Origin of the sequence: Streptococcus sp. SK643, from assembly GCF_000259505.1 — a bacterium.
In the GTDB taxonomy this organism is placed as follows: domain Bacteria; phylum Bacillota; class Bacilli; order Lactobacillales; family Streptococcaceae; genus Streptococcus.
Window position 1 is genome coordinate 1 of the sequence record NZ_AJMM01000013.1, and the last position, 24,316, is coordinate 24,316.

The window sequence follows — 24,316 nt, forward strand, 5'->3', positions numbered from 1 at the left end:
TGTAATCATCTTTATTTGGACGTCCTACGACTACTGGAACATTTACTGTATCATGTGAACCATCTGGGTATGTTACTTTCACTACCGCATTTCCTACATTACCTGATGTATTTGTTGACGGTTTACTTTGTACCGTTAAAGTTCCTGGAGCAAAGTTTTGTACTTTTGCCTTCACTTCATCATCCGTAATGTTATGGTTATATGGAACTGTTAAGGTTTCTCCTGTTGGATTGTACTTAGATGCTTGATCTTGAACTGTAATTCTAATTTGTTTTGTAGTTGAACGATTGTTTTTATCGTACGCCTTAATTGTTACAGTATAATAACCTACTCCTGCTGTTGGTGTGCCTGTAATTTGATTATTCGCATATCTTAATCCTGCCGGTAAATTAGTTACTTCAATCGGATTATTATCGCGCATTCCTACTCCACCTGTATTATCTACAGCTGTTACTGGAATTGGGGTAATAGATTCATTTTTCGTTACTGTTGCGCTTTCCGCTGTAATTGTTGGCCCTGTTACGTCGGTTACTGTAACTGGTACATTTACATTATCAAACGTTCCATCTGGGTATGTTACTTTTACTACCGCATTTCCTACGTTTCCTGCTCTAGTTGTTGACGGCTTACTTACAATTGATAATGTTCCAGGTGCAAAGTTACTTACTTTTGCTTTTAATTCTGCATCTGTAATGGTATGGTTTTGGTTTACAGTTAATCCTGCTCCTGTTGGATTATGAGCATCTGCTTGGCTTTTTACTGTAATTGTGATTGTTTTTGTAGCCGTATTCCCATTTTTGTCATGAGCTTTAATCGTTACTGTACTATTTCCAGGCGCTCCTGTTGGTGTTCCTGTAATTTGATTATTCGCATATGTTAATCCTGCTGGCAATCCTGATACTTCAATCGGATTATTATCGCGTAATCCCACTCCGCCTGGGTTATCCACCGCTGTTACTGAAATTGGTGTGATTTGTTCACGGCTTGTTACTGTAGCATCACCTGCTGTAATTGTTGGAGCTATCTTGTCACGTGAAGTTACAGTAAAAGTAAAGCTCACTGGTTTCGCTCTGTGATTAGCATTATCCGTAGCATTAAAAGTAATTGTATTAGTCTTACCAACATCTTCTGCCGTTGTTGTAATCGTAATTCGTCTTATTTTTTCAGTATCAGTGTCTGTTGGTGAAGTTACAGATGCTTTCCCTGAAAAGACCCTAGTACCGTATTTTGTTAGAAAATCATTAGCATCAAGATTAACAATTTTATTATCTCTTGCTGTTACTGTAAAGGTTACAGTTTGTCCTTCAACTACTGTTTGATTAGCTGGTGTAATAGCTAATGTTGGAGGTTGTGTATCTGGTGCTTCTAATACTGTAACTGGTACATTTACATTTTCAGACGATCCATCTGGGTATGTTACTTTTACTACCGCATTCCCTACGTTTCCTGGCTTAGCTGTTGATGGTTTACTTAAAACAGTAAGTGAGCCAGGTGCATAGTTCTTCACTTTTGCTTTGACTGCATCATCAGTAATCGTTTGCCCTTGGTTAACTGTTAACGTGTCTCCTGTCGGATTGTACTTAGATGCTTGATCTTTTACTGTAATGGTAATTGTTTTTTCAGCCTTGTTTCCATTTTTATCATAGGCCTTGATAGTTACTGTACTATTTCCTACCGGTCCTGTTGGTGTTCCAGTAATTTTACCATTCGTAAATGTTAATCCTTGTGGTAATCCAGTTACTTCAATTGGATTGTTTGGACGCATTCCAACTCCGCCTTTATTGTCTTCAGCTGTTACTGGAATATCTACAATTTTTTCATTTTTTGTAACTGTTGCTCCATTTGCAGTAATTGTAGGTGGAATTGTATCCTTAGGTTTTAAACTAGTTCCTCTAGCACCTACAACATATGATTGATTAGTAGTAGGCCCAGATGTAACAGAAGCAGCAAAAACTCTACCGTATTCGTTAGCTTCATTTTCAGTTACATCATTCTTTAATTTGACTTTTGCATGCATATGAACTGCGTAATCTGTACTTTCTTGACGAGCTTCAATACCAAGATTATATGTAACCCCTCCTGTATAATTACCATCTTTCTTTCTAACAATCTGATTTAAAATTGGATCATTAGCATTATTTTTAAATACTTGAGGTTTTTGATTTTCTCGCGCTACTCCCGAGTTTGGATCATAAAAAGTTCTTCTATCTCCATTGAAAATTCGTTGTTTTTGAGTCCAAGGATTAGTTATTTCTGCTGAATTTCCATATTGTTCAAACCCTTGGAATCCATCAGAAAGTCTTGTTCCACCATTTTTACGATATCGAGTAAAACTTAAATCTTTTACTATATTTGCTGGATCCATTATATTAAACGGTGGTTGGAAATAATAGTGTTGCCCATATGACTTATCAGTCATCTTTCTTCCATCATTATTGAAAAATACATCATATACTATCCATTTACCCGCAGAATCCTCTTGGTAAAATGCTTTAATTACAGTTTTATTTTCAGTAAAGTCTGGATCATCATTTCTTGTTCCTTTTCCTCCATTGGTACTAGGATCAACAGATGCGTAGTATTTAATATCTCTCAATGCTCCTGAATCGATTTGCGTACCCGCTCTAAACTGTGTCCCTTGAGGAATTCTCTGACCATTACGTGAGTCACGAGCACCTGAAGTCAAACGTGTTGTAGCGTTTTTAACAGAGTTAAACATTTTCTTCACACGCTTTGTTAAATCTTCAATATCGTTAGGAGAAATCTTTGTATTCTGAATAACCCCTTGAGCTAATACCAAGAGTTCGTTAGCTTTTTCAAGAACTTCTTTGCTTGTCTCATGCTCAGGCAATTCCAAAACAGCTGCCTGCAATTGATCTACAGATACTTTCAAAGAATCTTTTTTAGCTGATACAGTTTGACTCTCTTCGCTTGCGCTTACTTCAGGAGAAGATTGGTTGGCTAGGTTTTCAACTGGCTTCTCAGTTTTATCTACTTGTTTATCAACTTTTTTATCTACTTGAACCTCAGTTGCTTCTTTAGCAGTAGCTGATACAACTGTCACATCTTTAGATAAGAGTTCTGCAAGTTCATCGATATCCTTTTGAACTAGCTCAGAACTTTCTAGGGCTTCTTTCCCTTTTTGAAGTCTATCTTTAACAGGCGATACTACTGACTCGTCAAGGTTTAATTTAGTTGAAAGAAGAGAGCTTAATTCTTCAACTACTTTTCTTAACTTGGCTTTATCAACTGTAGGTGCGCTATTTGCATTATTTATAAGCGCTTGCTTTTCTGAGAATTTATTTACTTCATCTACTTTGTTTTCAGTAGATGAAGTAACACCTACAGGCGACTCAGCCTTATTTTCAGGGTTCACTACACCCGCATTAGGTTGTGAAGTCTTGTCAACTAGACTATCCGCACTCGCAACGCGTGCACCCAAAAACATCAAGGCTGCTATAGCTACCGACGCCGCACCAAACTTATATTTACGAATACTATAACGAAGCTCTTTCTCCGCCCTGCAATCTTGTTGCTTATTCCACATGATTTACAATCTCCATATTTTCTCTATTAATATAGCATTCATTCTTATAAACATACATAAAAAAACACTATACATAGTTTCCTTAAGTGTAAATAATCTGTATTTTATATACATATTATTTATACTAGTTATTTTGTACCCAGGATACAATTTTATGATAACAAATTGCCCTTTAAAATTCAATAAATTACCATTAAATCCCCAAAATATTTTAAATATTTGAAAATATGTAAAAATTTAAAACCAATTTATCTAAGGGATGCCTTACCTTTAAAGTATATAAATATCAACTCAAATGTGAAAAAGTATTTTAGACATCAAAAAGAGAGGTTCCCTCCCTTCTGAATTTAATTCTGCTAAAGTAGCCAAATACTCATTGTTGATAACTGCTAAAATATAGGGGTCTGACTTCAAAAGATTATTGGGGTTAAATTGGACGTCCAAGGGAGCATTTTCCTGATTACGAAAGCCGATACTATATTAAAATGAAACATCCATATAAATGATAGATCATTTTGATTGCAAAAAAATAAGACAGAAATCTTAATTTGATTACTGTCTTAAAATAATTATCAGCATTCACATAATGTGAAAGTGAATATAGCTAAATTTATTCTTCTGTTATGTCAATAACAATCTCTTCTGATTCATCAAGAGTTTCGGCTTTTTCTTGCCATTGGTTCTTGAGATTATTGAAGGTATCTTTTGATACTTCTGTCGCTTGACGAGCACACGATTTAGCCTGATTTAACACACTGTCAACAGTGATTTCTCCAGCTTCTACTTGCTCTTTTGTTTTTAAAACAAAATCTGTCGCTTGTTCCTTAACCTGAGTCAATTTCTCACAGACTTGTTCTTTCGCATATTCAGGATCTTCTCTCAAATCGTCCAGAAAATCTTGCGCTTGACTACGAACTTTCTTACCCTTGTCACTAGTTAAAAACAAGGCAAGGGCTGCACCTGAAACAGTGCCTAAAAAGATTGAAGATAGTTTTCCCATATGATTTCTCCTTTTTATTTTTTAAATAGTTTACTTGCAAGACGTAAAGCTGACAAACTTGCGCCTGTCTTGATCGTTTTTGTACCAGCTGATGAAGCTTTTTTACTTAATACACGGGCCTGACCATTAAGATCTGAAACAGAAACTGACAAATCTGCTACAGCACTAAAGAGTGGGTCGATTGTAGCTACTTTTACATTGATATCATCAACCAAAACATTAACCTTAGCTAGTAATTCATTGGTATGATGCAAGGTAAGGTCCACATCTGAAGTTAAGGTTTTAATAGTTTTCTCTGTTTCGTCAACCACACGACCAACCTTTTGAACTGTGATAATCAGATAGACTAAAAAAACGATTAAAACAAGGGCAACAAGAATATAAGCAATTTCTAACATTTACTTTTCCTCCTCTGTAATATAGAAAGGGGCTTTTTTTCGATTTTGATAAACAACAACAAAGATTCCCAGACCAATAAGAACAACTGATAACCATTGGGAGACACGAAGTCCAAAGAACATGAGGCTATCTGTCCTTAATCCTTCAATAACCATACGACCGAAACCATACCAAATCAAGTAAAAAGCAGTAATATGACCTCTTCTGAGATTCTTCCATTTTCGTCTTAAAATTAGAATCAAAACAAATCCAAGTAGATTCCAAAGTGACTCATAAAGGAAGGTTGGTTGGCGGTAGCTCCCATCAATATACATTTGGTCACGAATGAAACCAGGCAGGTAATCTAAACTATCTACTGCAGCACCATAGGCTTCTTGGTTAAAGAAATTTCCCCAACGACCTAGACTTTGAGCAATCATCACACTAGGGGCGGCAATATCCAAGAAATCCCAAGTATTGATGAGTTTACGATCTGCAAAGATATAAAGAACAATCGCCCCTGTAATCAATCCACCATAAATAGCCAGACCACCATTCCAGATGGCAAACACCTCTCCCAAATTCTGACTGTAGTAGTCTAGACGAAAGATGACATAGTAGAGACGGGCACCTAAAATAGCCAGTGGAAAAGCGATCAAGATAAAATCTAAAATATCATCTGGTATGATCTTCTTTCTTGGTGCTTCTTTCATGGTTAAATAAACCGCAAGAACCAAACCTGTCACAATACACAAGGCATACCAACGAATAGCTAGGGGGCCTAGTTGAATAGCAATTGGATCAAGCATCGTTCACCTCATTTCGAGCAATGAGATTAGTCAAGCGTTCTTCAAATAAACGAGTCGCATCAAAGCCCATTTCCTTAGCACGATAATTCATAGCGGCCGCTTCGATAACCACTGAAATATTACGTCCAGTTTTAACTGGGATTCGAATCCGTGGAATGGCAACGCCAGAAATTTCCAATTCTTCAGCATTATTACCTAGACGATCAAAGGTCTTATGCGTATCATAGTTTTCCAAGTAAACAGCCAGCTGGACTTGTGAAGAATCCTTGACCGCACTCGCACCGTAGAGGCTCATAACATCGATAATCCCAACCCCACGAATTTCAATCAAGTGTTTCAAGATTTCAGCTGGTTCACCCCAAAGAGTAATCTCATCCTTGGCAAAGATATCAACACGGTCATCTGCTACCAAGCGGTGACCACGTTTGACAAGCTCTAGACCTGTCTCACTCTTACCAATTCCACTATCGCCTTGAATCAAGACACCCATCCCATAGATATCCATCAAGACCCCGTGCACACTGGTACGTTCTGCCAAACGAGAATCCAGATAGCTAGATAACTCTCCAGACAAACGACTAGTAGCTGTACGACTAGTTAAGATGGCAATCTTACATTCTCTGGCTGCCTTTAACATTTCCTCAGGAACCACCAAACCACGAGCAACAATGACCGCAGGTGTCTCAGGTAGAAACATTTTTTTCAAGACTTGGTAACGGTTGTGAGAGGACATTGAAACGAGATAGGACCACTCCTTCATTCCCAAGAGCTGGATTCGCTCTGGCGTATAATAATCAAAATAGCCTGTCATTTCAAGACCAGGTCGCGTAATGTCCGCGGTATTGATTTCCTTTTCAAGCAATTCTGGTTCGCCATAGACAATGTCTAGTCTGAGCTTTTCAATCACTTCTTTTACTAAAACTGACATCATTTCCTCCTTCAAATGAGTTTTCATTTCTATTATATCAAATTGTGATTAGAAGTTTCAGTTTTTTGCAGGGTTTCTAGTATTTATTTAAATAAAAAAGACTAGATTTCTCTAGCCTTTCATTTTAATTAGAATTTTTTACGTTTACGAGCTGCTTCTGATTTACGTTTACGTTTTACAGAAGGTTTTTCATAGAATTCACGTTTGCGTGTTTCTTGAAGAGTACCAGCTTTAGTAACCGCACGTTTGAAACGACGAAGAGCGTCGTCAAGAGATTCATTCTTACGTACTACTGTTTTAGACATTTTTTTCACTCCCTTCAAGTTCAAGATCTATTCTATTCTACACGTAAAAGGTATAATTGTCAAGAAAAAACTGCCATAAACTTATATTATCTTCAATTTTAATCTTGTTGTTAATCTTGTTAAAATTGATTAACATTTATAGATGGAAATGATATAATAGTGACACATATTGATTAGCAAAAATTAGTATTATTTAGAAGTGAATCTATAACATGAAAAGAATCATAAAAATTTGCCCTGTGGTCAGTATTTTAGTTGTAATTTGTTTATTGCTAGGAATTCTTACTACCTTTTTGGGAAGTGTAATGTATGACTTATTTGCATTTCATTCAAAGCCAATTTATTGTTGGCAATACTTTAGTGGTACATTTATGCATGGAAGTAAAGAAGCACCAGTATGGTTTATATGGTTTCATTTAGTTTTAAATACTTTAATGTTACTTCCTTTTGGTGGGCTATTGGAGTATAAAAGGGGATCAAAATATGTATTTTTAGTTTTTATTACTTCTATGGTAATATCTTCAATTGTATTCCATATATTAACACAGAATCAAGAAATTCAGGCATCGGGTATCTCTGCTATCGGCTATGCTTTTGTAACGGGTGGGGTGATGAATATGTTTAGTATATGGAAAAATTTCAATTTAGGATTAAAACTATTTTATATCCTTTTAATCGTTCTATCTCTCACCATGCTTCTACCAAATATAACAGGCTGGATTTCAACCTTTCTTCACATGTCAGGAATTGCCAGTTATATCATGGTTTCCAGCATCAACAACTATCGACTGTCTTAATAAAAATCGTATAGTATCATAAAAAATAGTCAATACGATTATATCACAGTTTACAGACATTTAATAATTTTCTATTGGATACCTTTTTATATGAAATATCGACAATTGTTACGGGAATTTACAGAAAAATTTCTTTTAGCAGGATAGTGAACATTTGAAGTAAAAAACCACTCACTCCAAAGAGCAAGTGGTTTTTATACTTTTTATTTTTCAAGTAAGCTGAGCGCTTCTGCATCTGCAATAATCGTCACATCTGGGTGGTTTTGTAGGCTACTTGCTGGTAAGTTCTCAGTCACTGTACCAGACACGGTTCCAGCAATGGCTTCTGCTTTCGACTCACCGTAAGCAAAGAGAAGGATTGACTTGGCATCCAAGATATTTTTAATCCCCATTGAAATGGCTTGGGTTGGAACGTCTTCAATCTTGTCAAAGAAACGTGCGTTTGCTTCAATAGTAGACTGGTCAAGTTCGACTAGGTGTGTTTGACTGTCAAATGGAGTACCAGGTTCATTAAATCCGATATGTCCATTGCGACCGATTCCCAAGATTTGGAGGTCAACTGGATGGTCAGCCAAAATTTGATTGTAACGTTCTACTTCAGCTTCAGCATTGTCCTTAACCCCACGTGGCAAGAAACTTTCTTTGAATGGTTTTTTGTTAAATAAATTCTCTTGCATGAAGTAACGGTATGATTGAGGATTGTCTCCGTCAAGACCTACATACTCATCCAAGTTGACACTTGTTAGATTTGAAAAATCAAGATCGCTAGATACGATTTCTTGATAAAACTCAAGTGGACTACTTCCTGTCGCAAGTCCTAGGGTTTGAGCTCCATTGGCCAATTTTTCCTTCAAAATCTCAAAAGCAACTTTTCCACCTTCGATTTGGTTTTCAACTTTAATAACTTTCATCTTTTCTTCCTCCGTTTCAATCTATATTTATTATATGGTATAGACCAATTTTTGTCAAGTGAAAACGGTTTAATTTTCAAAAAAAGAGCGTCCAAACTTGAAACATGTTATAATGGATAGGATTAGAACTTAGAAAGAATGAACAAATATATGAATACAGCTGATTTTGATTTCCACTTGCCTGAGGAATTGATTGCCCAAACGCCTCTTGAAAAACGTGATGCCTCTAAACTCCTCATTGTCAACCGTGAAACTGGAGAAATGCAGGATAAACACTTCCACTCTATTATTGATATGCTGGAACCAGGTGATGCACTTGTTATGAACGATACCCGTGTTCTCCCTGCCCGCCTCTATGGTCAAAAAGAGGAAACAGGAGGTCATGTGGAACTGCTCCTACTCAAAAACATTAGTGGCGATGAGTGGGAAGTTCTGGCTAAACCTGCCAAACGCCTCAAGATTGGTACTCGTGTCAGCTTTGGTGATGGTCGCCTCAGCGCAGTCGTTACGGAAGAATTGACCCACGGGGGGCGCATTGTCCGCTTTGAATACCAAGGAATTTTCCTAGAAGTCTTGGAAAGTCTGGGTGAAATGCCGCTACCGCCTTATATCCACGAAAAACTGGATGACCGTGAACGCTATCAAACTGTTTACGCCAAGGAAAGTGGCTCTGCTGCTGCACCTACTGCTGGTCTTCACTTCACCAAAGAACTGCTAGCAGAAATCCAAGCTAAGGGTGTTCATCTAGTCTATTTGACTCTTCATGTCGGACTCGGAACCTTTAGACCTGTTTCAGTTGACAATCTGGACGAACACGAAATGCACTCAGAATTCTACCAGCTTTCTGAGGAGGCTGCTAGCACCCTTCGCTCTGTCAAAGAAAATGGTGGTCGTATCATCGCTGTCGGAACTACTTCTATCCGCACCTTGGAGACTATTGGTTCCAAGTTTGAGGGGCAAATCCAAGCAGATTCTGGCTGGACCAATATCTTTATCAAACCTGGCTATAAATGGAAGGTTGTGGATGCCTTCTCAACCAACTTCCATTTGCCAAAATCAACTCTAGTCATGCTGGTTTCAGCCTTTGCTGGACGAGAACTTGTCCTAGATGCTTATCAACATGCCATTAATGAACATTACCGCTTCTTTAGTTTTGGTGATGCCATGTTTATTTACTAAATAAAAGCTGGACTGAAGATTTCCAATAAAAATAGAGATTCACCTTTTATGTGAATCTCTATTTTTATTTTATGGGTATTTCTTAACTCAAACATTTAATCCATATTAAAATTTGGATCTTTCAAACTTTGAAAACTAGCATTGATCACTGCACCGATAATCAATATCTTGGCCAATAAAATAAACCAAAACATGGTCACTACAAAAATAATAGAACTTACAAAACGGACGTCTACGAGATTATTGATGTAATTATTAATAGAAGCCGAAAAGATATTTATGATCAAAGCTAGTGTCAGCAAGACAAAAATACTCCCCGGTAAAACATAACGTATTCGTGGCACTTTAACATTAGGAAGAAAATAATAAAACATCACTAAGATCGCAAAAATTAAGGCATAGACCAAGGGTCCTGTTAGGTCTTGCAGATAATCAAAGAGAGGACTATCCGATTTCCAGTAGCTTTTGATAAAGTTGAGGAGCATGCGACCAAAGACACTCAAAAACAGAGCTAGAGCAAAGAGAATCTGCAAGCCAAAACTAACTAGTAAACTCATCAATTGCTGGTAAATTAAACCTCTACTCTTGGCTACTCCATAAGCCTTATTAAAAGCTTTTTGGAGATAATTCATAGACTTTGAAAAAGTCCATAAAGCTGATAAGACCGCAAAACTCAGTAAACCTGTTGATGGCTGGGTTAGAACTTCCATTACAATTTTTGCAACAACATCATAAACCGTATCAGGTAAAAATCCATTAGTCACGTTTAAAAAATTTGAAACAGAAATATGAAAATAAGGGAGGATATTGACCACCACCAAAAGCAGGGGGAAAATCGAAATCAACCAATAGTAGGCCACTGCGACGCTAGTCAACTCACTATCTGATGCTTGATAATAATGTAAAAAAGCTTTTAATAAAGGCTTGTCTATCAGCTCTTTCCACCACTTCTTCATATCATACTCCTTTATTTACAATCTTATACTCAATGAAAATCAAAGAGCAAACTAGGAAGCTAGCCGCAAGCTGTACTTGAGTACGGTAAGGCGACGCTGACGTGGTTTGAATTTGATTTTCAAAGAGTATTAACTAATTTCTTCTTACCAATTCCACCATATCATAAGGCAATGTATTGGCTGCTTCCTTCAAGGAATAATTCTCTAAATTGTTGACATTTTGCCGCAATTTCTTAGCGTATTTTGTAGTAATCAATCTTTTTTCTTCATACTCAAAGATTAACTTTCTTTCTAGATAATATCCCCTTAGCATTTCATCAATATTGGTCGGTTTCACACGTGTGATAACACGTTCTACAAAAGCTCCACTCGTAATAATCGCTGTTTCACGAAGACGAGACTCTTGCATAAAGCTAATCAGAGAACTCTTATAAACTCCTTTAAGGTTTTCCAAACTTTCGATGACTAACTCGGTATTTTCCAAATACAATTCTGCGATTTGATCATAATCAAGCGCCCTAAGACGTCTTTTTTCTTTATCACTCCATGAACGGAAAGTCTTACCCAAAGTAAATATTTCATGAAGAATAAAACGCAAAATCCGAAGAGATACAAGGAAATAATAGGTCAATCTTGAAGCCAGTTTGCGATTGATACTTTCTTCCATATTTTTTAAATAACGCTGATAAACTCGATAAGCACGTTCGCTGATTTTCTCTTCTTCATAGGCCTGTTCCAAGGCATCATTCTCTATACTAAGAATCAGGAGTTTCAAGGCTTCCCAGTCTTCTTGAGCATCCTTTTTTTCTTGACTCAAAATGAGGTTTTCAATTCTACCGTGGTAATTGTCGATTGCTGCATAGAGGGGGAGTTTATTTCTAGTACCCTCCAAGTCTTTTTCTAATTCAAGAGTTACCTCATTTAAAATAGCGATATGCATGAGATAATCCTTGCTTTCTTCCTGTTCATCAGAAAGATAAGGAAGAACTAAGAAACCTGTTAAGAAACTTAGTAGGGTTATACCTGCTACTAAAAAAAGTAAGAGGGGATATTCTTGTTCAAGGTGACTAGGTATCAAAAGAATGGTCGCAATAGATACAGTTCCCTTCACACCTGAAAAAGTCAAAAGAAGCATATCCTTCATGTACTTTTTCATGTTTTTCTTGAGGCGTTTTGTCCTAACTGCATAATAGCCATATATCATTAGAAAACGAATGGTAAAGAGTAAAAAAGTAAGTAGGACAATTGATACCAGTAATAAAAGGGGATTATAGATTGTGTTAGACAATATAGGCTCTGCTATCATTTCTAATTCCATTCCCAAAATCACAAAGACAGAACCATTGAGCATAAAGGTCACTGTTTGCCAAACAGTTTCTGTGACCGTATCTACCTGAGCTTCCAATAAGGTGATTCTCTTAAAACGACTTGCCTTTAAAATCCCTGCTACGACAACTGCGATAATACCTGAAACATGAATTTCTTCAGCTAGAAAAAAGGTCACTAAGGGTAAACTCAGTTCTAACAAAAGTTCACTAGCGATATCTGTCGCTCTTAAACTCAATAAAAGTGTATGAAGGAAGCGATTAATCATCGCGGTCACAAAACCCACAGCAAAACCACCTAGGATCGAAAGGATAAGAGAGCTACCAGCCTGACTCAGTGAAAAAGTCCCAGTAGTCCAAGCAGCTAGGGCTACCTGAAAGGCTACCAAACCGGAAGCATCATTTAAAAGCCCCTCACCCTTTAAAATATTAGACACACGTTTTGGAAAACGAAAGCGCTCAGAAAGAGAAGCAAAGGCCACTAAATCTGTCGGTCCTAGAGCCGCTCCAACAGCTAAACAAGCCGCCAGAGGAAGGGCAATCCAAAGGAAGTGAGCCAGTCCACCCAAACTCAAGGTTGAAATGAAAATGACTGGAAAAATCAAATACACAATGATGCGCCAGTGTTTTAAAATAGCCGTAATATCTGCTTCCTCCGACTCTCGGAAAAGCAAGGGTCCGATAACCAGGGCCAAAAACAACTCTGTATTGAGATGAAAATCAGTATTGGGTAAAAAGAGACCAATCACGATTCCCAAAAGAATTTGCACCAAAGGGAGAGGCAAAAAGGGCAGGAGTTTATTGGTTGTACTCGAGACAATCAAGACCAGTAAAAATAGGATGAGGTAAATCAGTAATTCCACGCACGACCTCCTTAATCTTTTTTACAACAGGTTTCAAATATCTCCTTCTGCTCTTTGATTTTTTGGTCAATCTTGGAACAGTCTTTGTGCTCAATTTTTCTCTGGCACCGTTCCATTTCAAGAGCAACTAATTTTTTCTTGATTTTAAGCATTTTTTTGCTCATATGCGCTTGGTCTAACACACCTACTGCTCGTTCGTGGTGGGTTGATTCGACAAAATTCTGGCGCATGGCATCCAGCTTTTCACGTAGGTATTGTTTATCCATGTCTATATCTCTCTAATTTTTCAATCATCACTAAAAATGGTGGGTTGTTGACTTGGTTTAAAGTTCGGTAAATAGTAGCTGTATACTCTTGTTGGTTCAACTGGCTAACAAAATCCAAGACAGCATCCCTCTCGAGGTCGCCTCCTTCATGACCATAGTAGATCATGATAGCAATCCGTCCACCTTTAACAAGTAAGCCACACAGCTTTTCTAATGCTTCAATCGTTGTCTGAGGTCGGGTAATGACAGACTTATCAGCTGATGGCAAATAGCCCAGATTGAAAATCCCTGCCTTGGCTTCTGTCACAAACTGGTCCAGTGTCTCATGACCTTGCAAGATTAACCGGGCATTTGTCAGGCTAGCCTGGTCCAAACGCTCTTGCGTCTTTTCCAAGGCTTGTTCCTGAATATCAAAGGCATAGACTTGCTTGGCTAGCTTGGCCAGAAAAAGCGTGTCATGGCCATTTCCCATAGTCGCATCCACTACGATATCATCCTGAGTCACTACCTCAGCCAAAAAATCATGTGCCATCTCAAGTGGTCTTTTCATTTTCAAACTCCTGTTTTACAGCCCTGCATCCTTGAACACTTCCACGACGTCGCATCTCCAACTCAATGCTGTTGAGGACTTCCCATTTATTGAGGCTCCACATAGGCCCAATCAGCATATCTCTAGGTGCATCTCCTGTAATTCGATGGATGACGATATGTTTGGGAATGATTTCCAGTTGGTCACAGATGACCTTGACATATTCTTCTTGACTCATGAGTTGCAGTCGCCCTTCATGATAATCTCTTTGCATACGTGTATTGGTCATCAGATGAAGCAAATGCAGTTTAATCCCTTGAATATCATTATCTGTGACACAGCGGCGGACATTTTCAATCATCATCTCATGGGTTTCACCAGGAAGTCCATTGATCAGATGGGAAACAATCTCAATCTTGGGATACTTCCTCAAACGCTTGACCGTTTCCACGTACAATTCATAGGAGTGGGCACGGTTAATCAAATCAGAAGTTGCTTCAAAGGTTGTTTGCAAGCCCAATTCCACTGTAACATGCATGCGTTCTGATAGTTCAGCTAAATACGCAATGGTTTCATCAGGTAAACAATCTGGCCGTGTTCCGATATTAATTCCTACCACACCTGGCTCATTGATAGCCTGTTCATAGCGCTCCCGAATCACTTCAACCTTTTCATGCGTATTGGTAAAATTTTGAAAATAAACCAGATACTTCTGAACATCTGGCCACTTGCGGTGCATAAAGTCAATTTCCTTATAAAATTGCTCACGAATAGGCGCATCCGGTGCCACAATCGCATCTCCAGAACCTGAAACCGTACAAAAAGTACAGCCACCATGAGCCACAGTTCCATCACGATTGGGACAGTCAAACCCCGCATCAATAGGGACTTTAAAGGTCTTTTCTCCAAAAAGTTTTCGATAGTAATCATTCAAGGTATTATAAGATTTCATAACCTTCATTATAACAAAAAACACCAACAATCTCAAAAGCCTGACTTTCCCATAAATTCCCCTGTTTCTCGTTTCCTTTAGAGATTTTTTATGATACAATATGGGTATGATTTTAATGAAAATAGCATCTATTTTATTATTGGTACTGACTTTAATAGTCTCTATTATCCTAACCAAACTTTTTAAATTAAAAAAACTAGGCTTCAATTTTGCAGACTTGGCTTTTCCTATCTTGGTATTTGAGTACTATCTCATCACAGCTAAAAACTTTACACATAATTTTTTACCAAGACTAGGCCTTGCCCTTTCTCTCCTAGCTATTATTCTGGTATTTTTCTTTCTTACAAAAAAAAGAAGCTTTTACTATCCTAAATTCATCAAATTCTTTTGGAGAGCAGGATTTTTATTAACCTTTGTCATGTATGTAGCAATGATTCTTGAATTATTCATGCAGTAAGGATTTAAACCTAGATTAAGTAGGTTTAAATCCTTTTTTCTATACTGAAAAAATTATCTATCTTATTAGAACTCTTTTCCCTATCTCCTTTTTAGCTTAATTTGCCTAACTATGCTATACTTAATTTAGTAAATTCTTTTAGATTGGAGCGAGTATGAAAATTCACAAAACAGTCAATCCCGTTGCTTATGAAAACACCTATTATTTGGAAGGAGACCAACATCTCATCCTTGTAGATCCTGGTAGTGACTGGGAAAGCATTCGTAAAACAATTGAAAACATAGATAAGCCTATCTGTGCTATTCTCTTAACCCACACCCACTATGATCACATCATGAGTCTAGACTCAGTTCGTGAAAGATTTGGAAATCCTCCTGTCTATGTCGCAGAGAGTGAAGCCAGTTGGCTCTACACACCAGTAGACAATCTTTCTGGCCTACCCCGGCATGACGATATGGCAGATATAACTGCAAAACCAGCTGAAGAGACATATGTCTTTCATCAAGAATACCAAATCGAAGAATTTCATTTCACTGTCCTTCCTACTCCAGGACATTCAATAGGTGGCGTTTCTCTGGTATTTCCTGATAGTCGTCTAGTCCTGACTGGAGATGCCCTCTTTAGAGAAGCAATTGGGCGGACAGACCTCCCTACTGGTAGTATGGAGCAACTCCTTCATAGCATACAAACTCAACTCTTTACCTTACCTAACTACGATGTATACCCAGGACACGGTTCTGCAACCACTATCGCACATGAAAAGACTTTTAATCCTTTTTTCTAACATGTTAAAACCCAAGGACAAAAATCCTTGGGTTTTGTGTTACCAAATAATCACACGCTCTTCTGGTGAACGCCACATACCGTCGCCTTCTTTGACATCATAGGTTGTAAAGAAATCATCGAAGTTTGGTACTTGCACATTGACACGGAGTTTCGCTGGTGCATGGACATCGACGCTAGCTAAAAGTTTCATATATTCTGGACGACCTTTCATACGCCAGATGCGACCAAAGTTGTAGAAGAATTCTTCTGCGGAGAAGTCTGGTTCTCTCTTAGCTGCTTCAAGCGCTGCAGCGATTCCTCCCAAGTCAGCCACGTTTTCTGACACAGTCAATTTACCGTTGATGGTTGCTCCATAAGAATCCTGTCCATCAAACTGGTCAATGACTTTTTGTGTTTTCTCCTTGAAGGCAGCATAGTCACTCTCTGTCCACCAATCTTTGAGGCTACCATTTTCATCAAAGGAAGCTCCGTTGGTATCAAAAGCATGAGAAATTTCATGAGCAATAACTGCCCCAATACCACCGTAGTTAGCAGAAGATGACTGATGCAAGTCATAGAAAGGTGCTTGTAAAATGGCCGCTGGGAAGACAATTAGGTTCTTCTGTGGATTGTAGTAGGCATTGACCATATGAGCAGGCATGCCCCATTCCTTGTAGTCTACAGGCTGGTTCCACTTGCTCCAACTGTGTTTGATTTCCACACGCGCAAAGGCCAGAGCATTATCAAAAAGACTAGCATTTTCATCCACTACCTTGTCCTTGTAGCGTTCTGGCAATTCTTCTGGATAACCAATATAAGGCTTGATGACATTTAGCTTTACGATAGCCTTTTCACGGGTTTCTGGAGTCAACCAGTCGTTTTTAGCCAAGCGCTCTTTATAAACATCAATCATGGTCGCTACTTTTTTCTCCACATCTGCCTTGGCCTCTGGAGAGAATTTTTCATGAGCGTACCAAAGACCCAAGGCTTGTTTGAAAGGACCTTGTGCTAGATGATAAGCCACCTTAACCTTATCTTTTGCTTCCGGAATACCAGATAAGGCACGACCATAGGCACCTGATAAGACACGGATTTCTTCTGTTAAATAGCTAGTGGAGAGATTGACAACACTTAAGATTAATGTTGCCTTTAGTAAAGGCCAAGCCTCTTCACTATAAAATTGGTCTGCTGCTTGCCAGAAACGTTCCTCGTCTACGATAACCTTGTCTGGTACTTGCCCAATTACTTCTCGGAAGAAGTCATCCAAAGGAAGGGCAGGAGCAAATTTCTTAAAATCTTCATAGGAGTAGGGATGGTAGAGTTTGGCGTATTCTGAACTCTCCTCATTAGAAAGCACAACTCCTGCAATGCGTCGATCTAGTTCCAATCTCTTCTCTAACAAGTCTTCGATGTCTTCATTTGAAAAGTTATAAGCTTTAAGAAGATTTGCAGTACTGTTTTTCCAAAGTGCCAAGAGCTCCTCGCGTTGAGGATGGTCTTCTGCATAGTAGGTTGTATCTGGCAAGATAGTGCTTGGAGCACTGGCCCATAGAACATTGATTCTGGCATCCATGAAGTCTGGTGATACACCAAAAGGAAGGAAGTTTGGTTTGCCAGCAAGTTCAAACTCTGCTAATTTAGCAGTGAAATCTGCAAAAGTCTCCAACTCTTGGAATTCTTTAAGAAGAGGTAAAACAGGTGTGATACCGTCAGCTTCTCTCTTGTCAAAATCACGAACTAGACGATGGTATTTGACAAAGTTTGCCAAGATAGCATCCTCTGGAACATCTTGACCTGCCAACCACTTATCTGTAGTCGTAAGCATCAGTTCTTCGATTTCTTCATCTAAATCGATAAAACCACCTGTTTGAGACTTATCTGCAGGAATTTCAGCAGTCTTCTGCCATTCTCCATTAATCGCATCATAAAAATCATCTTGATAACGTGTCATCATGTTCTCACTTTCATTTTTTCAGTTACTGCTAGCTTAACAAAAATTACTTTAGAAAGCAATTAAAATACAAGATTCAAAACTTTAATATTTTACTGTTAATATTTTAATTTTTTAAAAAATTAACTTGACTTAATTTTTTTTTTAAGGTATATTAAGAGTCAGGAGGAATACAAGCTTATGATACGTATCGAAAACCTCAGTGTCTCCTACAAAGAAACGTTGGCACTTAAGGATATTTCACTAGTGCTCCAAGGACCAACAATTACCGGAATCATTGGTCCAAACGGTGCTGGAAAATCAACACTACTAAAAGGGATGTTGAACATTATCCCCCATCAAGGTCAGGCATTTCTCGATGACAAGGAAGTTAAAAAATCCTTACATCGAATTGCCTATGTCGAACAAAAAATCAATATCGACTATAACTTTCCCATCAAGGTCAAGGAATGTGTCTCACTAGGACTATTTCCCTCTATTCCTCTCTTTCGCAGTTTAAATGCTAAACATTGGAAAAAAGTAGAGGAAGCCCTTGAAATCGTCGGCCTAGCTGACTACGCTGAACGTCAAATCAGTCAACTGTCTGGAGGTCAATTCCAGCGGGTCTTGATTGCCAGATGTTTGGTGCAGGAAGCCGATTATATCCTCTTGGATGAACCCTTTGTTGGGATTGACTCTGTCAGTGAGGAAATCATCATGAATACGCTGAGAGATTTGAAAAAAGCTGGTAAGACGGTTCTCATCGTTCACCACGACCTCAGCAAGGTTTCCCACTACTTCGATCAAGTCTTACTTGTCAATCGAGAAGTGATTGCCTTTGGTCCAACCAAAGAAACCTTTACCGAAGCCAATCTCAAAGAAGCTTACGGTAATCGACTTTTTTTCAATGGAGGTGACCTATGATTGCAGAATTTATCGATGGATTGCAAAAATTCCATTTCCTACAAAATGCCTTGATAACAGCTATTGTCGTCGGGGTCGTAGCTGGAGCTGTAGGATGTTTCATCATTCTACGCGGGATGTCACTCATGGGAGATGCTATTTCACATGCTGTCTTACCAGGTGTAGCCCTCTCCTTTATCTTGGGAGTTGACTTCTTTATCGGAGCCATTGTCTTTGGATTACTAGCTGCCATCATTATTACCTACATCAAGGGGAACTCGATTATCAAAAGCGATACCGCCATCGGCATTACCTTTTCTTCTTTCTTAGCCCTCGGTATCATCTTGATTAGTGTCGCTAAAAGTTCAACTGACCTTTTCCATATCCTTTTTGGTAATATCCTTGCCGTCCAAGATACGGATATGTTTATTACTATTGGTGTGGGGGCAGCCATTCTCTTGTTAATCTGGATTTTTTTCAAGCAACTCTTGATCACTTCCTTTGATGAACTCTTGGCTAAGGCCATGGGAATGCCTGTCAATTTCTATCACTACCTTCTCATGGTACTATTGACTCTCGTGTCTGTGACAGCCATGCAAAGTGTCGGAACTATCCTGATTGTAGCCATGCTGATTACCCCAGCTGCAACAGCTTACCTTTATGCCAATAGTCTAAAAAGCATGATTTTCCTTTCCTCAACCTTTGGGGCAACGGCTTCTGTTTTGGGACTCTTTATCGGTTATAGCTTTAACGTTGCGGCAGGCTCTAGTATCGTGCTCACGTCTGCTAGTTTCTTTCTCATTAGCTTCTTTATCGCTCCAAAGCAACGATATTTGAAACTAAAAAATAAAAATTTGTTAAAATAATGGGCAAAACCCAATAAATTGGAGGATCTAATGAAAAAATTAGGTACATTATTAGTGCTCTTTCTTTCCGTTATTGCTCTTGTAGCATGTACTAGCGGCAAAAAAGATGCAGCTTCTGGTCAAAAACTAAAAGTTGTTGCTACAAACTCAATCATCGCTGATATTACTAAAAATATTGCTGGTGACAAGATTGATCTTCATAGTATCGTTCCTGTTGGTCAAGACCCACACGAATACGAACCACTTCCTGAAGATGTCAAGAAAACTTCTGAGGCTAATTTGATTTTCTATAACGGTATCAACCTTGAAACTGGTGGCAATGCTTGGTTTACAAAATTGGTAGAAAATGCCAAGAAGACTGAAAACAAAGACTACTTTGCAGTCAGCGAAGGCGTTGATGTTATCTATCTTGAAGGCCAAAACGAAAAAGGCAAAGAAGACCCACACGCTTGGCTTAACCTTGAAAACGGTATGATTTTTGCTAAAAACATCGCAAAACAATTGAGCGCTAAAGACCCTAGCAACAAGGAATTCTACGAAAAAAATCTCAAAGAATATACTGATAAGCTAGACAAACTTGACAAGGAAGCTAAGGAGAAATTTAACAACATCCCTGCTGAGAAAAAACTCATTGTAACCAGCGAAGGATGCTTCAAATACTTCTCTAAAGCCTACGGTGTCCCAAGTGCCTATATCTGGGAAATCAACACTGAAGAAGAAGGAACACCTGAACAAATCAAGACTTTGGTTGAAAAACTTCGCCAAACAAAAGTTCCATCACTCTTTGTAGAATCAAGTGTGGATGACCGTCCAATGAAGACTGTTTCACAAGACACAAACATCCCAATCTACGCACAAATCTTTACTGACTCTATCGCAGAACAAGGTAAAGAAGGCGACAGCTACTACAACATGATGAAATACAACCTTGACAAGATTGCTGAAGGATTGGCAAAATAATCTAGATATTAGTTTATCTATTACTAGGTTCTTGTCTCTCTTTACATTACTTCTAATATTAGCTTTGTTAGTTCTATCTCTAGCTAAAAAAGCGTTTATAAAAATAAAGATTTCTTAAATCAGTACGAACGAAGTGAGTTTTTACCAGATATTTCTCACTGTAGTGGTATCCTAGATAAGAACTTTGATCTTATCTAGGACGGAATTTTTGAGACCTAAGGCTCAAAAATTAGGGATGAAATTCCAAAGGAAGTTGCTCCCGTCCGCACTACCTTCGAGAAATATCAAATAGATAAAAAATCTGAAAAACGTCATTCTCATGCGAGTTGGCGTTTTTTATATGCCCATATTTCCGGTCAAATCATTGGAAAATTCTGACCGTTTCAGCTACAATGGAAGAAAAAAGATTGGAGTATCTTATGGTAACTTTTCTCGGAAATCCTGTGAGCTTTACAGGTAAACAACTACAAGTTGGAGATAAAGCGCTGGACTTTTCTCTCACTGCAACTGATCTTTCTAAAAAAACTCTAGCAGATTTCGATGGCAAGAAAAAAGTATTGAGTGTTGTACCTTCTATTGATACTGGTATTTGCTCAACTCAAACTCGCCGTTTCAACCAAGAACTTGCTGGACTGGACAACACAGTTGTATTGACTGTTTCTATGGACCTCCCTTTCGCCCAAAAACGTTGGTGCGGTGCTGAAGGTATTGAAAATGCCATCATGCTCTCAGACTATTTCGACCATTCCTTTGGACGTGATTACGCCCTCTTAATCAATGAGTGGCACCTATTGGCACGCGCAGTCTTTGTCCTCGATACTGACAATACGATTCGCTACGTTGAATACGTGGATAATATCAATTCTGAACCCAACTTCGAAGCCGCAATTGCAGCTGCTAAATCCCTATAGAAAAAATCCTCTGTTACAAAGAGTTCTCTTTGAAACGGAGGATTTTTTATTAGGATAAAAACGAATTTTTCTAATCTATAGACTTCAAGGCTTCTAACATATCGACTTTTCTTAGATGATGATTGACAAAAAATCCAAGTAAGATCAATATCAATAGTACTGCACCAATTGGTAGAGCATAGACCTCCCAAGCAACCCGTGGATAAAAGAGAATGGTTGCAGGTGAAATCATTTGAATCAAAAACTGATGCAAATAAAAACCAGATACTAATCCTAGAATAATCCCTACAAGAGAAAGAAGCATGGTCTCACGGTAAATATAGAAAGTCACTTCTTTATTGTGAAAACCAAGAACCTTGACGGTAGATAGTTCACGAATACGCTCGTTAACATTAATATTGGTTAAATTATAAAGAATGACAATGGCTAAAAGAACGGACACAAGGACCAAGATTGTCATAGTTTGGTTTAAAGAACTTGCAACAGAATCAAAAAGGCGACTAGCAGATGCATTCTGGAAAACACTTGCTACTGCAGCTTGATTCATGACTAATCCTGCTTGCTTTTCAACACTAGTCTGACTAGGATCCTGTAAGCTAACAAGATAGGTGTTTTTTTCAGGTAGTTGACCATAAATCTTTTGATAGCTCCTCTGATTCATGTAAATAAAATGCCCAACATAATTCTCAGTAATTGCTGCAACTTCTATCTTCTTACCATCAAGCTCTAGTGACTGACCAATTTTGATTCCAGCTAATTGGGCTAATTTTGCTGTAATGACTGCTCCATCTTTTAATTGTAATTCCTTTTGTCCTTCTTGGAGATGGATGAAAGGGGTTAGATCCTCCTTATTAGTCATCATGAGAGTCACGGTTTGGAGCCCAACCTTACCCCTAAAATCTTTGTCTACATTCTTGGAATAGATTTTCTGATAAGCTTTTATATCTGGCCCTTTTAACATTTCTTCTAGACTTGCCTTTTCTTGCTTGGTCGCACTATTATTCTCAGCTAGCAGCAACTGATACTGCTGGATTTGTTCAAATTGTCTGCTTGGTACTCCTGCAACTGAAGACTGAATGCCCAATCCTGCAAAAAGAAGGGCTACAGAACCTGCCACACCAAAAATGGTCATCAGCATCCTCTGCTTATAACGAAAGATATTCCTAGCAGTTACCTTGTGGGTAAAACTCATGCGACGCCAAATAAATCTCACCTTCTCTAGTAAAATTTTTGAACCTTTGACAGGTGGTTTGGGAAGTAACAAATGAGCTGCCTCATCATGGAGCTCTCTACCAGCCACCAAATAGGCAGGTAGTACACTAGCCAGCCAGGTCAAGATGAGAGCTAGTAAACTATAGGACCAATAAAAATGAATGGGAGTGGGTCCAACTACCATGTCCTTGGTAATAACATTTGCGATAACTGTAGCTAGTACATAATGCCCCAGTATGCTTCCTATAATACTGCCTATAGTTCCTGCTACCAGACCATAGACAAGAAACTTAGCAATAATATCCTTACTTCTATAACCCAAGGCCTTGAAAATCCCAGCATTTGTCCTTTCTTCATCCACAAAACGAGCCATAGTTGTAAAGGTTACCATGGCTGCCACAGCGTAAAGCACTACAGGAAAGATATTACCTACTGCTCGGATACTACTTGTGGCATTGCTATACATGAGATATCCTTGACCACCTGGTATCGTTTGTCTATTGTAGACCTGATAAGTTGGTTCCGTCAAATTATCCAAGTTTTTCTGACTTCTCTCTAGTTTTTCTACTTGCTGAGATATAGATTTTTCGGCCTCTGCTAATTTTTCTTTTTCCTTGGTTAATTCTTCTCTAGCTTTAACTAGCTGACTAGCCACCTGTTCTCGCTGGGTTTGAGGAAGCAAGGCAAGCTGGCTTTCCTGTAGCTGTAGCCGACCTTCAGCACTGCTTAAACGATTCTTACCCTCCTGCAAGTTTTCTTGCGCTTTGCGAATCCTTTCTTGACCTTTATCTAGGGAAACTTGCCCTTCTTTTTTTACTAGCTCTAAACGTGCCTTGCCATTGTCTGAAAGAAGCTTTTCTAGCTCTTCTTGATCTTGCTTGACTGTTTCTTCATAGTCCGTTGAAAAAGAATTTAAACCTTCTAAGTTCTTATATTTCAAGCGTGCAATACTATAGACCTTTTCATCAAACTGACTGGGCATAACCAGACCATAGCCTGTCAGAGTCCCACTTCCACTCCCTGCATAGCCCAAATCTCGTTGAGATAACATTTCAGCTGAATGGACAAAGCCTGTAATGGTAAAAGTCTGTTCTTTCAAGGTAGAGGAACTAGCCTCTTTTTCCTTAAAAGTAATGGTCTGCCCTAAACTATACTTATCATGCAAATGAGCTGCTAAAGCAATCTCTTGCTCTTCTTGAGGAAGACGGCCTTCTGTAACTTGAAAGTTTGAGATCTTCTCGGGCTTAGAATAAAGTCGAATGGCATCCTGCCCATTATCCATAGTCACATCTGTCAAATATCCAAACTCAACCTCTGCACCCTCTATCTGTTCTAGTTCTTCTTGATCATTTGAATCCAAACCATAGTTGGACATAAGAGCCAAATCAAAGGTTTTAGCAGTGCTTAGATAAGCATTAGCACTTGCCTCAATATTAGGACTGGTCACTTTAAGACCAACTAAAGCGAGCGAACCCAACATCATCAAGATCAAAATCGATAAAAAGCGTCCCTTAGAGCTGGTGAAGGACTGAAGCAAATCCTTCCAATAGATCTTTCTCTTGACCAT

Annotated in this window: 22 protein-coding genes and 1 pseudogene; 8 read left to right on the plus strand and 15 right to left on the minus strand. The window is 38.5% G+C overall.

Features of this window, described 5'->3' with window-relative positions; translation table 11 throughout:
- From HMPREF1117_RS06405 to rpsU, 7 genes and pseudogenes are all read right to left on the minus strand, one after another.
- Positions 1 to 3,547: Rib/alpha-like domain-containing protein (locus tag HMPREF1117_RS06405; protein WP_000267264.1), on the minus strand; the 3,547-nt coding region annotated here is incomplete at its 3' end.
- Between the two features lie 291 nt (positions 3,548 to 3,838).
- Positions 3,839 to 4,021, minus strand: a pseudogene (locus tag HMPREF1117_RS11605) (hypothetical protein); the annotation flags it as partial.
- 136 nt (positions 4,022 to 4,157) lie between these two features.
- Positions 4,158 to 4,547 (minus strand): YtxH domain-containing protein, encoded by a 390-nt coding sequence (locus HMPREF1117_RS06410; protein ID WP_000517362.1) that lies wholly within the window; start codon positions 4,545 to 4,547, stop codon positions 4,158 to 4,160.
- A gap of 14 nt (positions 4,548 to 4,561) precedes the next feature.
- Positions 4,562 to 4,945 (minus strand): DUF948 domain-containing protein, encoded by a 384-nt coding sequence (locus HMPREF1117_RS06415; protein WP_000889490.1) that lies wholly within the window; start codon positions 4,943 to 4,945, stop codon positions 4,562 to 4,564.
- The gene (gene lgt, locus HMPREF1117_RS06420; RefSeq protein WP_000886667.1) at positions 4,946 to 5,734 is read right to left on the minus strand and encodes a prolipoprotein diacylglyceryl transferase; all 789 of its coding nucleotides are present in this window, start codon (positions 5,732 to 5,734) and stop codon (positions 4,946 to 4,948) included.
- The gene (gene hprK / locus HMPREF1117_RS06425; RefSeq protein ID WP_000115153.1) at positions 5,727 to 6,662 is read right to left on the minus strand and encodes an HPr(Ser) kinase/phosphatase; all 936 of its coding nucleotides are present in this window, start codon (positions 6,660 to 6,662) and stop codon (positions 5,727 to 5,729) included. Before hprK ends, lgt begins: the two co-directional genes overlap by 8 nt.
- A 128-nt stretch (positions 6,663 to 6,790) precedes the next feature.
- A complete protein-coding gene (gene rpsU, locus HMPREF1117_RS06430) occupies positions 6,791 to 6,967 on the minus strand; it encodes a 30S ribosomal protein S21 (protein ID WP_000048054.1) in 177 nt (58 codons plus the stop codon).
- Positions 6,968 to 7,179: 212 nt separating this feature from the next.
- Between rpsU and HMPREF1117_RS06435 the strand changes: the two genes are divergently transcribed.
- Entirely contained in the window at positions 7,180 to 7,764 is a 585-nt protein-coding gene (locus tag HMPREF1117_RS06435; protein ID WP_000821239.1) for a rhomboid family intramembrane serine protease, read from the plus strand.
- Positions 7,765 to 7,967: 203 nt separating this feature from the next.
- Here the strand turns inward: HMPREF1117_RS06435 and HMPREF1117_RS06440 are convergent, their stop codons facing one another.
- A complete protein-coding gene (locus HMPREF1117_RS06440; RefSeq protein WP_000864594.1) occupies positions 7,968 to 8,675 on the minus strand; it encodes a glucosamine-6-phosphate deaminase in 708 nt (235 codons plus the stop codon).
- A 150-nt stretch (positions 8,676 to 8,825) separates the two neighbouring features.
- On the opposite strand from HMPREF1117_RS06440, the gene queA reads away from it, so the two are divergent.
- Complete coding sequence (gene queA, locus HMPREF1117_RS06445; RefSeq protein WP_001090132.1) at positions 8,826 to 9,854, plus strand: tRNA preQ1(34) S-adenosylmethionine ribosyltransferase-isomerase QueA; 1,029 nt, start codon at positions 8,826 to 8,828, stop codon at positions 9,852 to 9,854.
- A gap of 95 nt (positions 9,855 to 9,949) precedes the next feature.
- Here queA and HMPREF1117_RS06450 read toward each other — a convergent pair whose 3' ends face one another.
- The 5 genes from HMPREF1117_RS06450 to HMPREF1117_RS06470 form a co-directional block, all read right to left on the minus strand.
- On the minus strand, positions 9,950 to 10,810 hold the full coding sequence (locus HMPREF1117_RS06450; protein WP_000759488.1) for a YihY/virulence factor BrkB family protein: 861 nt from the start codon (positions 10,808 to 10,810) through the stop codon (positions 9,950 to 9,952).
- A 133-nt stretch (positions 10,811 to 10,943) separates the two neighbouring features.
- Positions 10,944 to 12,998, minus strand: coding sequence for a cation:proton antiporter (locus tag HMPREF1117_RS06455; protein ID WP_000421663.1), 2,055 nt, complete (start codon positions 12,996 to 12,998; stop codon positions 10,944 to 10,946).
- 11 nt (positions 12,999 to 13,009) lie between these two features.
- A complete protein-coding gene (locus HMPREF1117_RS06460; RefSeq protein ID WP_000361087.1) occupies positions 13,010 to 13,264 on the minus strand; it encodes a hypothetical protein in 255 nt (84 codons plus the stop codon).
- Positions 13,257 to 13,814: a tRNA (mnm(5)s(2)U34)-methyltransferase gene (locus HMPREF1117_RS06465; RefSeq protein ID WP_000828443.1), complete on the minus strand. Its 558-nt coding sequence runs from the start codon at positions 13,812 to 13,814 to the stop codon at positions 13,257 to 13,259. The genes HMPREF1117_RS06460 and HMPREF1117_RS06465 overlap by 8 nt, the downstream gene beginning before the upstream one ends.
- Positions 13,798 to 14,754 carry a TIGR01212 family radical SAM protein gene (locus HMPREF1117_RS06470; protein WP_007556777.1) on the minus strand — a complete coding sequence of 319 codons (957 nt, stop codon included), beginning with the start codon at positions 14,752 to 14,754 and terminating at the stop codon, positions 13,798 to 13,800. The genes HMPREF1117_RS06465 and HMPREF1117_RS06470 overlap by 17 nt, the downstream gene beginning before the upstream one ends.
- A gap of 91 nt (positions 14,755 to 14,845) precedes the next feature.
- Here HMPREF1117_RS06470 and HMPREF1117_RS06475 point away from each other — a divergent pair, with 91 nt between their 5' ends.
- Both HMPREF1117_RS06475 and HMPREF1117_RS06480 read left to right on the plus strand, forming a co-directional pair.
- On the plus strand, positions 14,846 to 15,202 hold the full coding sequence (locus tag HMPREF1117_RS06475) for a DUF3397 family protein (RefSeq protein ID WP_000525396.1): 357 nt from the start codon (positions 14,846 to 14,848) through the stop codon (positions 15,200 to 15,202).
- Between the two features lie 154 nt (positions 15,203 to 15,356).
- Complete coding sequence (locus HMPREF1117_RS06480) at positions 15,357 to 15,986, plus strand: MBL fold metallo-hydrolase (RefSeq protein ID WP_000690832.1); 630 nt, start codon at positions 15,357 to 15,359, stop codon at positions 15,984 to 15,986.
- A gap of 39 nt (positions 15,987 to 16,025) precedes the next feature.
- On the opposite strand, the gene HMPREF1117_RS06485 is transcribed toward HMPREF1117_RS06480, so the two are convergent.
- Positions 16,026 to 17,918, minus strand: a complete 1,893-nt coding sequence (locus tag HMPREF1117_RS06485; protein ID WP_025171585.1) for a M13 family metallopeptidase — start codon at positions 17,916 to 17,918, stop codon at positions 16,026 to 16,028.
- Between the two features lie 180 nt (positions 17,919 to 18,098).
- Between HMPREF1117_RS06485 and HMPREF1117_RS06490 the strand changes: the two genes are divergently transcribed.
- From HMPREF1117_RS06490 to tpx, 4 genes are all read left to right on the plus strand, one after another.
- Positions 18,099 to 18,821: a metal ABC transporter ATP-binding protein gene (locus HMPREF1117_RS06490; protein ID WP_000619167.1), complete on the plus strand. Its 723-nt coding sequence runs from the start codon at positions 18,099 to 18,101 to the stop codon at positions 18,819 to 18,821.
- Positions 18,818 to 19,666, plus strand: a complete 849-nt coding sequence (locus HMPREF1117_RS06495; protein ID WP_000559789.1) for a metal ABC transporter permease — start codon at positions 18,818 to 18,820, stop codon at positions 19,664 to 19,666. Before HMPREF1117_RS06490 ends, HMPREF1117_RS06495 begins: the two co-directional genes overlap by 4 nt.
- Before the next feature lie 30 nt (positions 19,667 to 19,696).
- The gene (psaA, locus tag HMPREF1117_RS06500) at positions 19,697 to 20,626 is read left to right on the plus strand and encodes a metal ABC transporter substrate-binding lipoprotein/adhesin PsaA (RefSeq protein WP_000733088.1); all 930 of its coding nucleotides are present in this window, start codon (positions 19,697 to 19,699) and stop codon (positions 20,624 to 20,626) included.
- Between the two features lie 419 nt (positions 20,627 to 21,045).
- On the plus strand, positions 21,046 to 21,537 hold the full coding sequence (gene tpx / locus HMPREF1117_RS06505) for a thiol peroxidase (protein WP_000256024.1): 492 nt from the start codon (positions 21,046 to 21,048) through the stop codon (positions 21,535 to 21,537).
- 70 nt (positions 21,538 to 21,607) lie between these two features.
- Here the strand turns inward: tpx and HMPREF1117_RS06510 are convergent, their stop codons facing one another.
- Positions 21,608 to 24,316, minus strand: coding sequence for an ABC transporter permease (locus HMPREF1117_RS06510; protein ID WP_000240794.1), 2,709 nt, complete (start codon positions 24,314 to 24,316; stop codon positions 21,608 to 21,610).

Coding starts and splice junctions, on each gene's coding strand:
- HMPREF1117_RS06490 (WP_000619167.1), top strand. CDS start 18,099: ATGATACGTATCGAAAACCTCAGTGTCTCCTACAAAGAAACGTTGGCA.
- HMPREF1117_RS06440 (WP_000864594.1), bottom strand. CDS start 8,675: ATGAAAGTTATTAAAGTTGAAAACCAAATCGAAGGTGGAAAAGTTGCT.
- HMPREF1117_RS06510 (WP_000240794.1), bottom strand. CDS start 24,316: ATGGTCAAGAGAAAGATCTATTGGAAGGATTTGCTTCAGTCCTTCACC.
- HMPREF1117_RS06465 (WP_000828443.1), bottom strand. CDS start 13,814: ATGAAAAGACCACTTGAGATGGCACATGATTTTTTGGCTGAGGTAGTG.
- HMPREF1117_RS06495 (WP_000559789.1), top strand. CDS start 18,818: ATGATTGCAGAATTTATCGATGGATTGCAAAAATTCCATTTCCTACAA.
- rpsU (WP_000048054.1), bottom strand. CDS start 6,967: ATGTCTAAAACAGTAGTACGTAAGAATGAATCTCTTGACGACGCTCTT.
- HMPREF1117_RS06415 (WP_000889490.1), bottom strand. CDS start 4,945: ATGTTAGAAATTGCTTATATTCTTGTTGCCCTTGTTTTAATCGTTTTT.
- HMPREF1117_RS06435 (WP_000821239.1), top strand. CDS start 7,180: ATGAAAAGAATCATAAAAATTTGCCCTGTGGTCAGTATTTTAGTTGTA.
- HMPREF1117_RS06450 (WP_000759488.1), bottom strand. CDS start 10,810: ATGAAGAAGTGGTGGAAAGAGCTGATAGACAAGCCTTTATTAAAAGCT.
- psaA (WP_000733088.1), top strand. CDS start 19,697: ATGAAAAAATTAGGTACATTATTAGTGCTCTTTCTTTCCGTTATTGCT.
- lgt (WP_000886667.1), bottom strand. CDS start 5,734: ATGCTTGATCCAATTGCTATTCAACTAGGCCCCCTAGCTATTCGTTGG.
- HMPREF1117_RS06485 (WP_025171585.1), bottom strand. CDS start 17,918: ATGACACGTTATCAAGATGATTTTTATGATGCGATTAATGGAGAATGG.
- hprK (WP_000115153.1), bottom strand. CDS start 6,662: ATGTCAGTTTTAGTAAAAGAAGTGATTGAAAAGCTCAGACTAGACATT.
- tpx (WP_000256024.1), top strand. CDS start 21,046: ATGGTAACTTTTCTCGGAAATCCTGTGAGCTTTACAGGTAAACAACTA.
- HMPREF1117_RS06475 (WP_000525396.1), top strand. CDS start 14,846: ATGGGTATGATTTTAATGAAAATAGCATCTATTTTATTATTGGTACTG.
- HMPREF1117_RS06470 (WP_007556777.1), bottom strand. CDS start 14,754: ATGAAGGTTATGAAATCTTATAATACCTTGAATGATTACTATCGAAAA.
- HMPREF1117_RS06410 (WP_000517362.1), bottom strand. CDS start 4,547: ATGGGAAAACTATCTTCAATCTTTTTAGGCACTGTTTCAGGTGCAGCC.
- queA (WP_001090132.1), top strand. CDS start 8,826: ATGAATACAGCTGATTTTGATTTCCACTTGCCTGAGGAATTGATTGCC.
- HMPREF1117_RS06460 (WP_000361087.1), bottom strand. CDS start 13,264: ATGGATAAACAATACCTACGTGAAAAGCTGGATGCCATGCGCCAGAAT.
- HMPREF1117_RS06480 (WP_000690832.1), top strand. CDS start 15,357: ATGAAAATTCACAAAACAGTCAATCCCGTTGCTTATGAAAACACCTAT.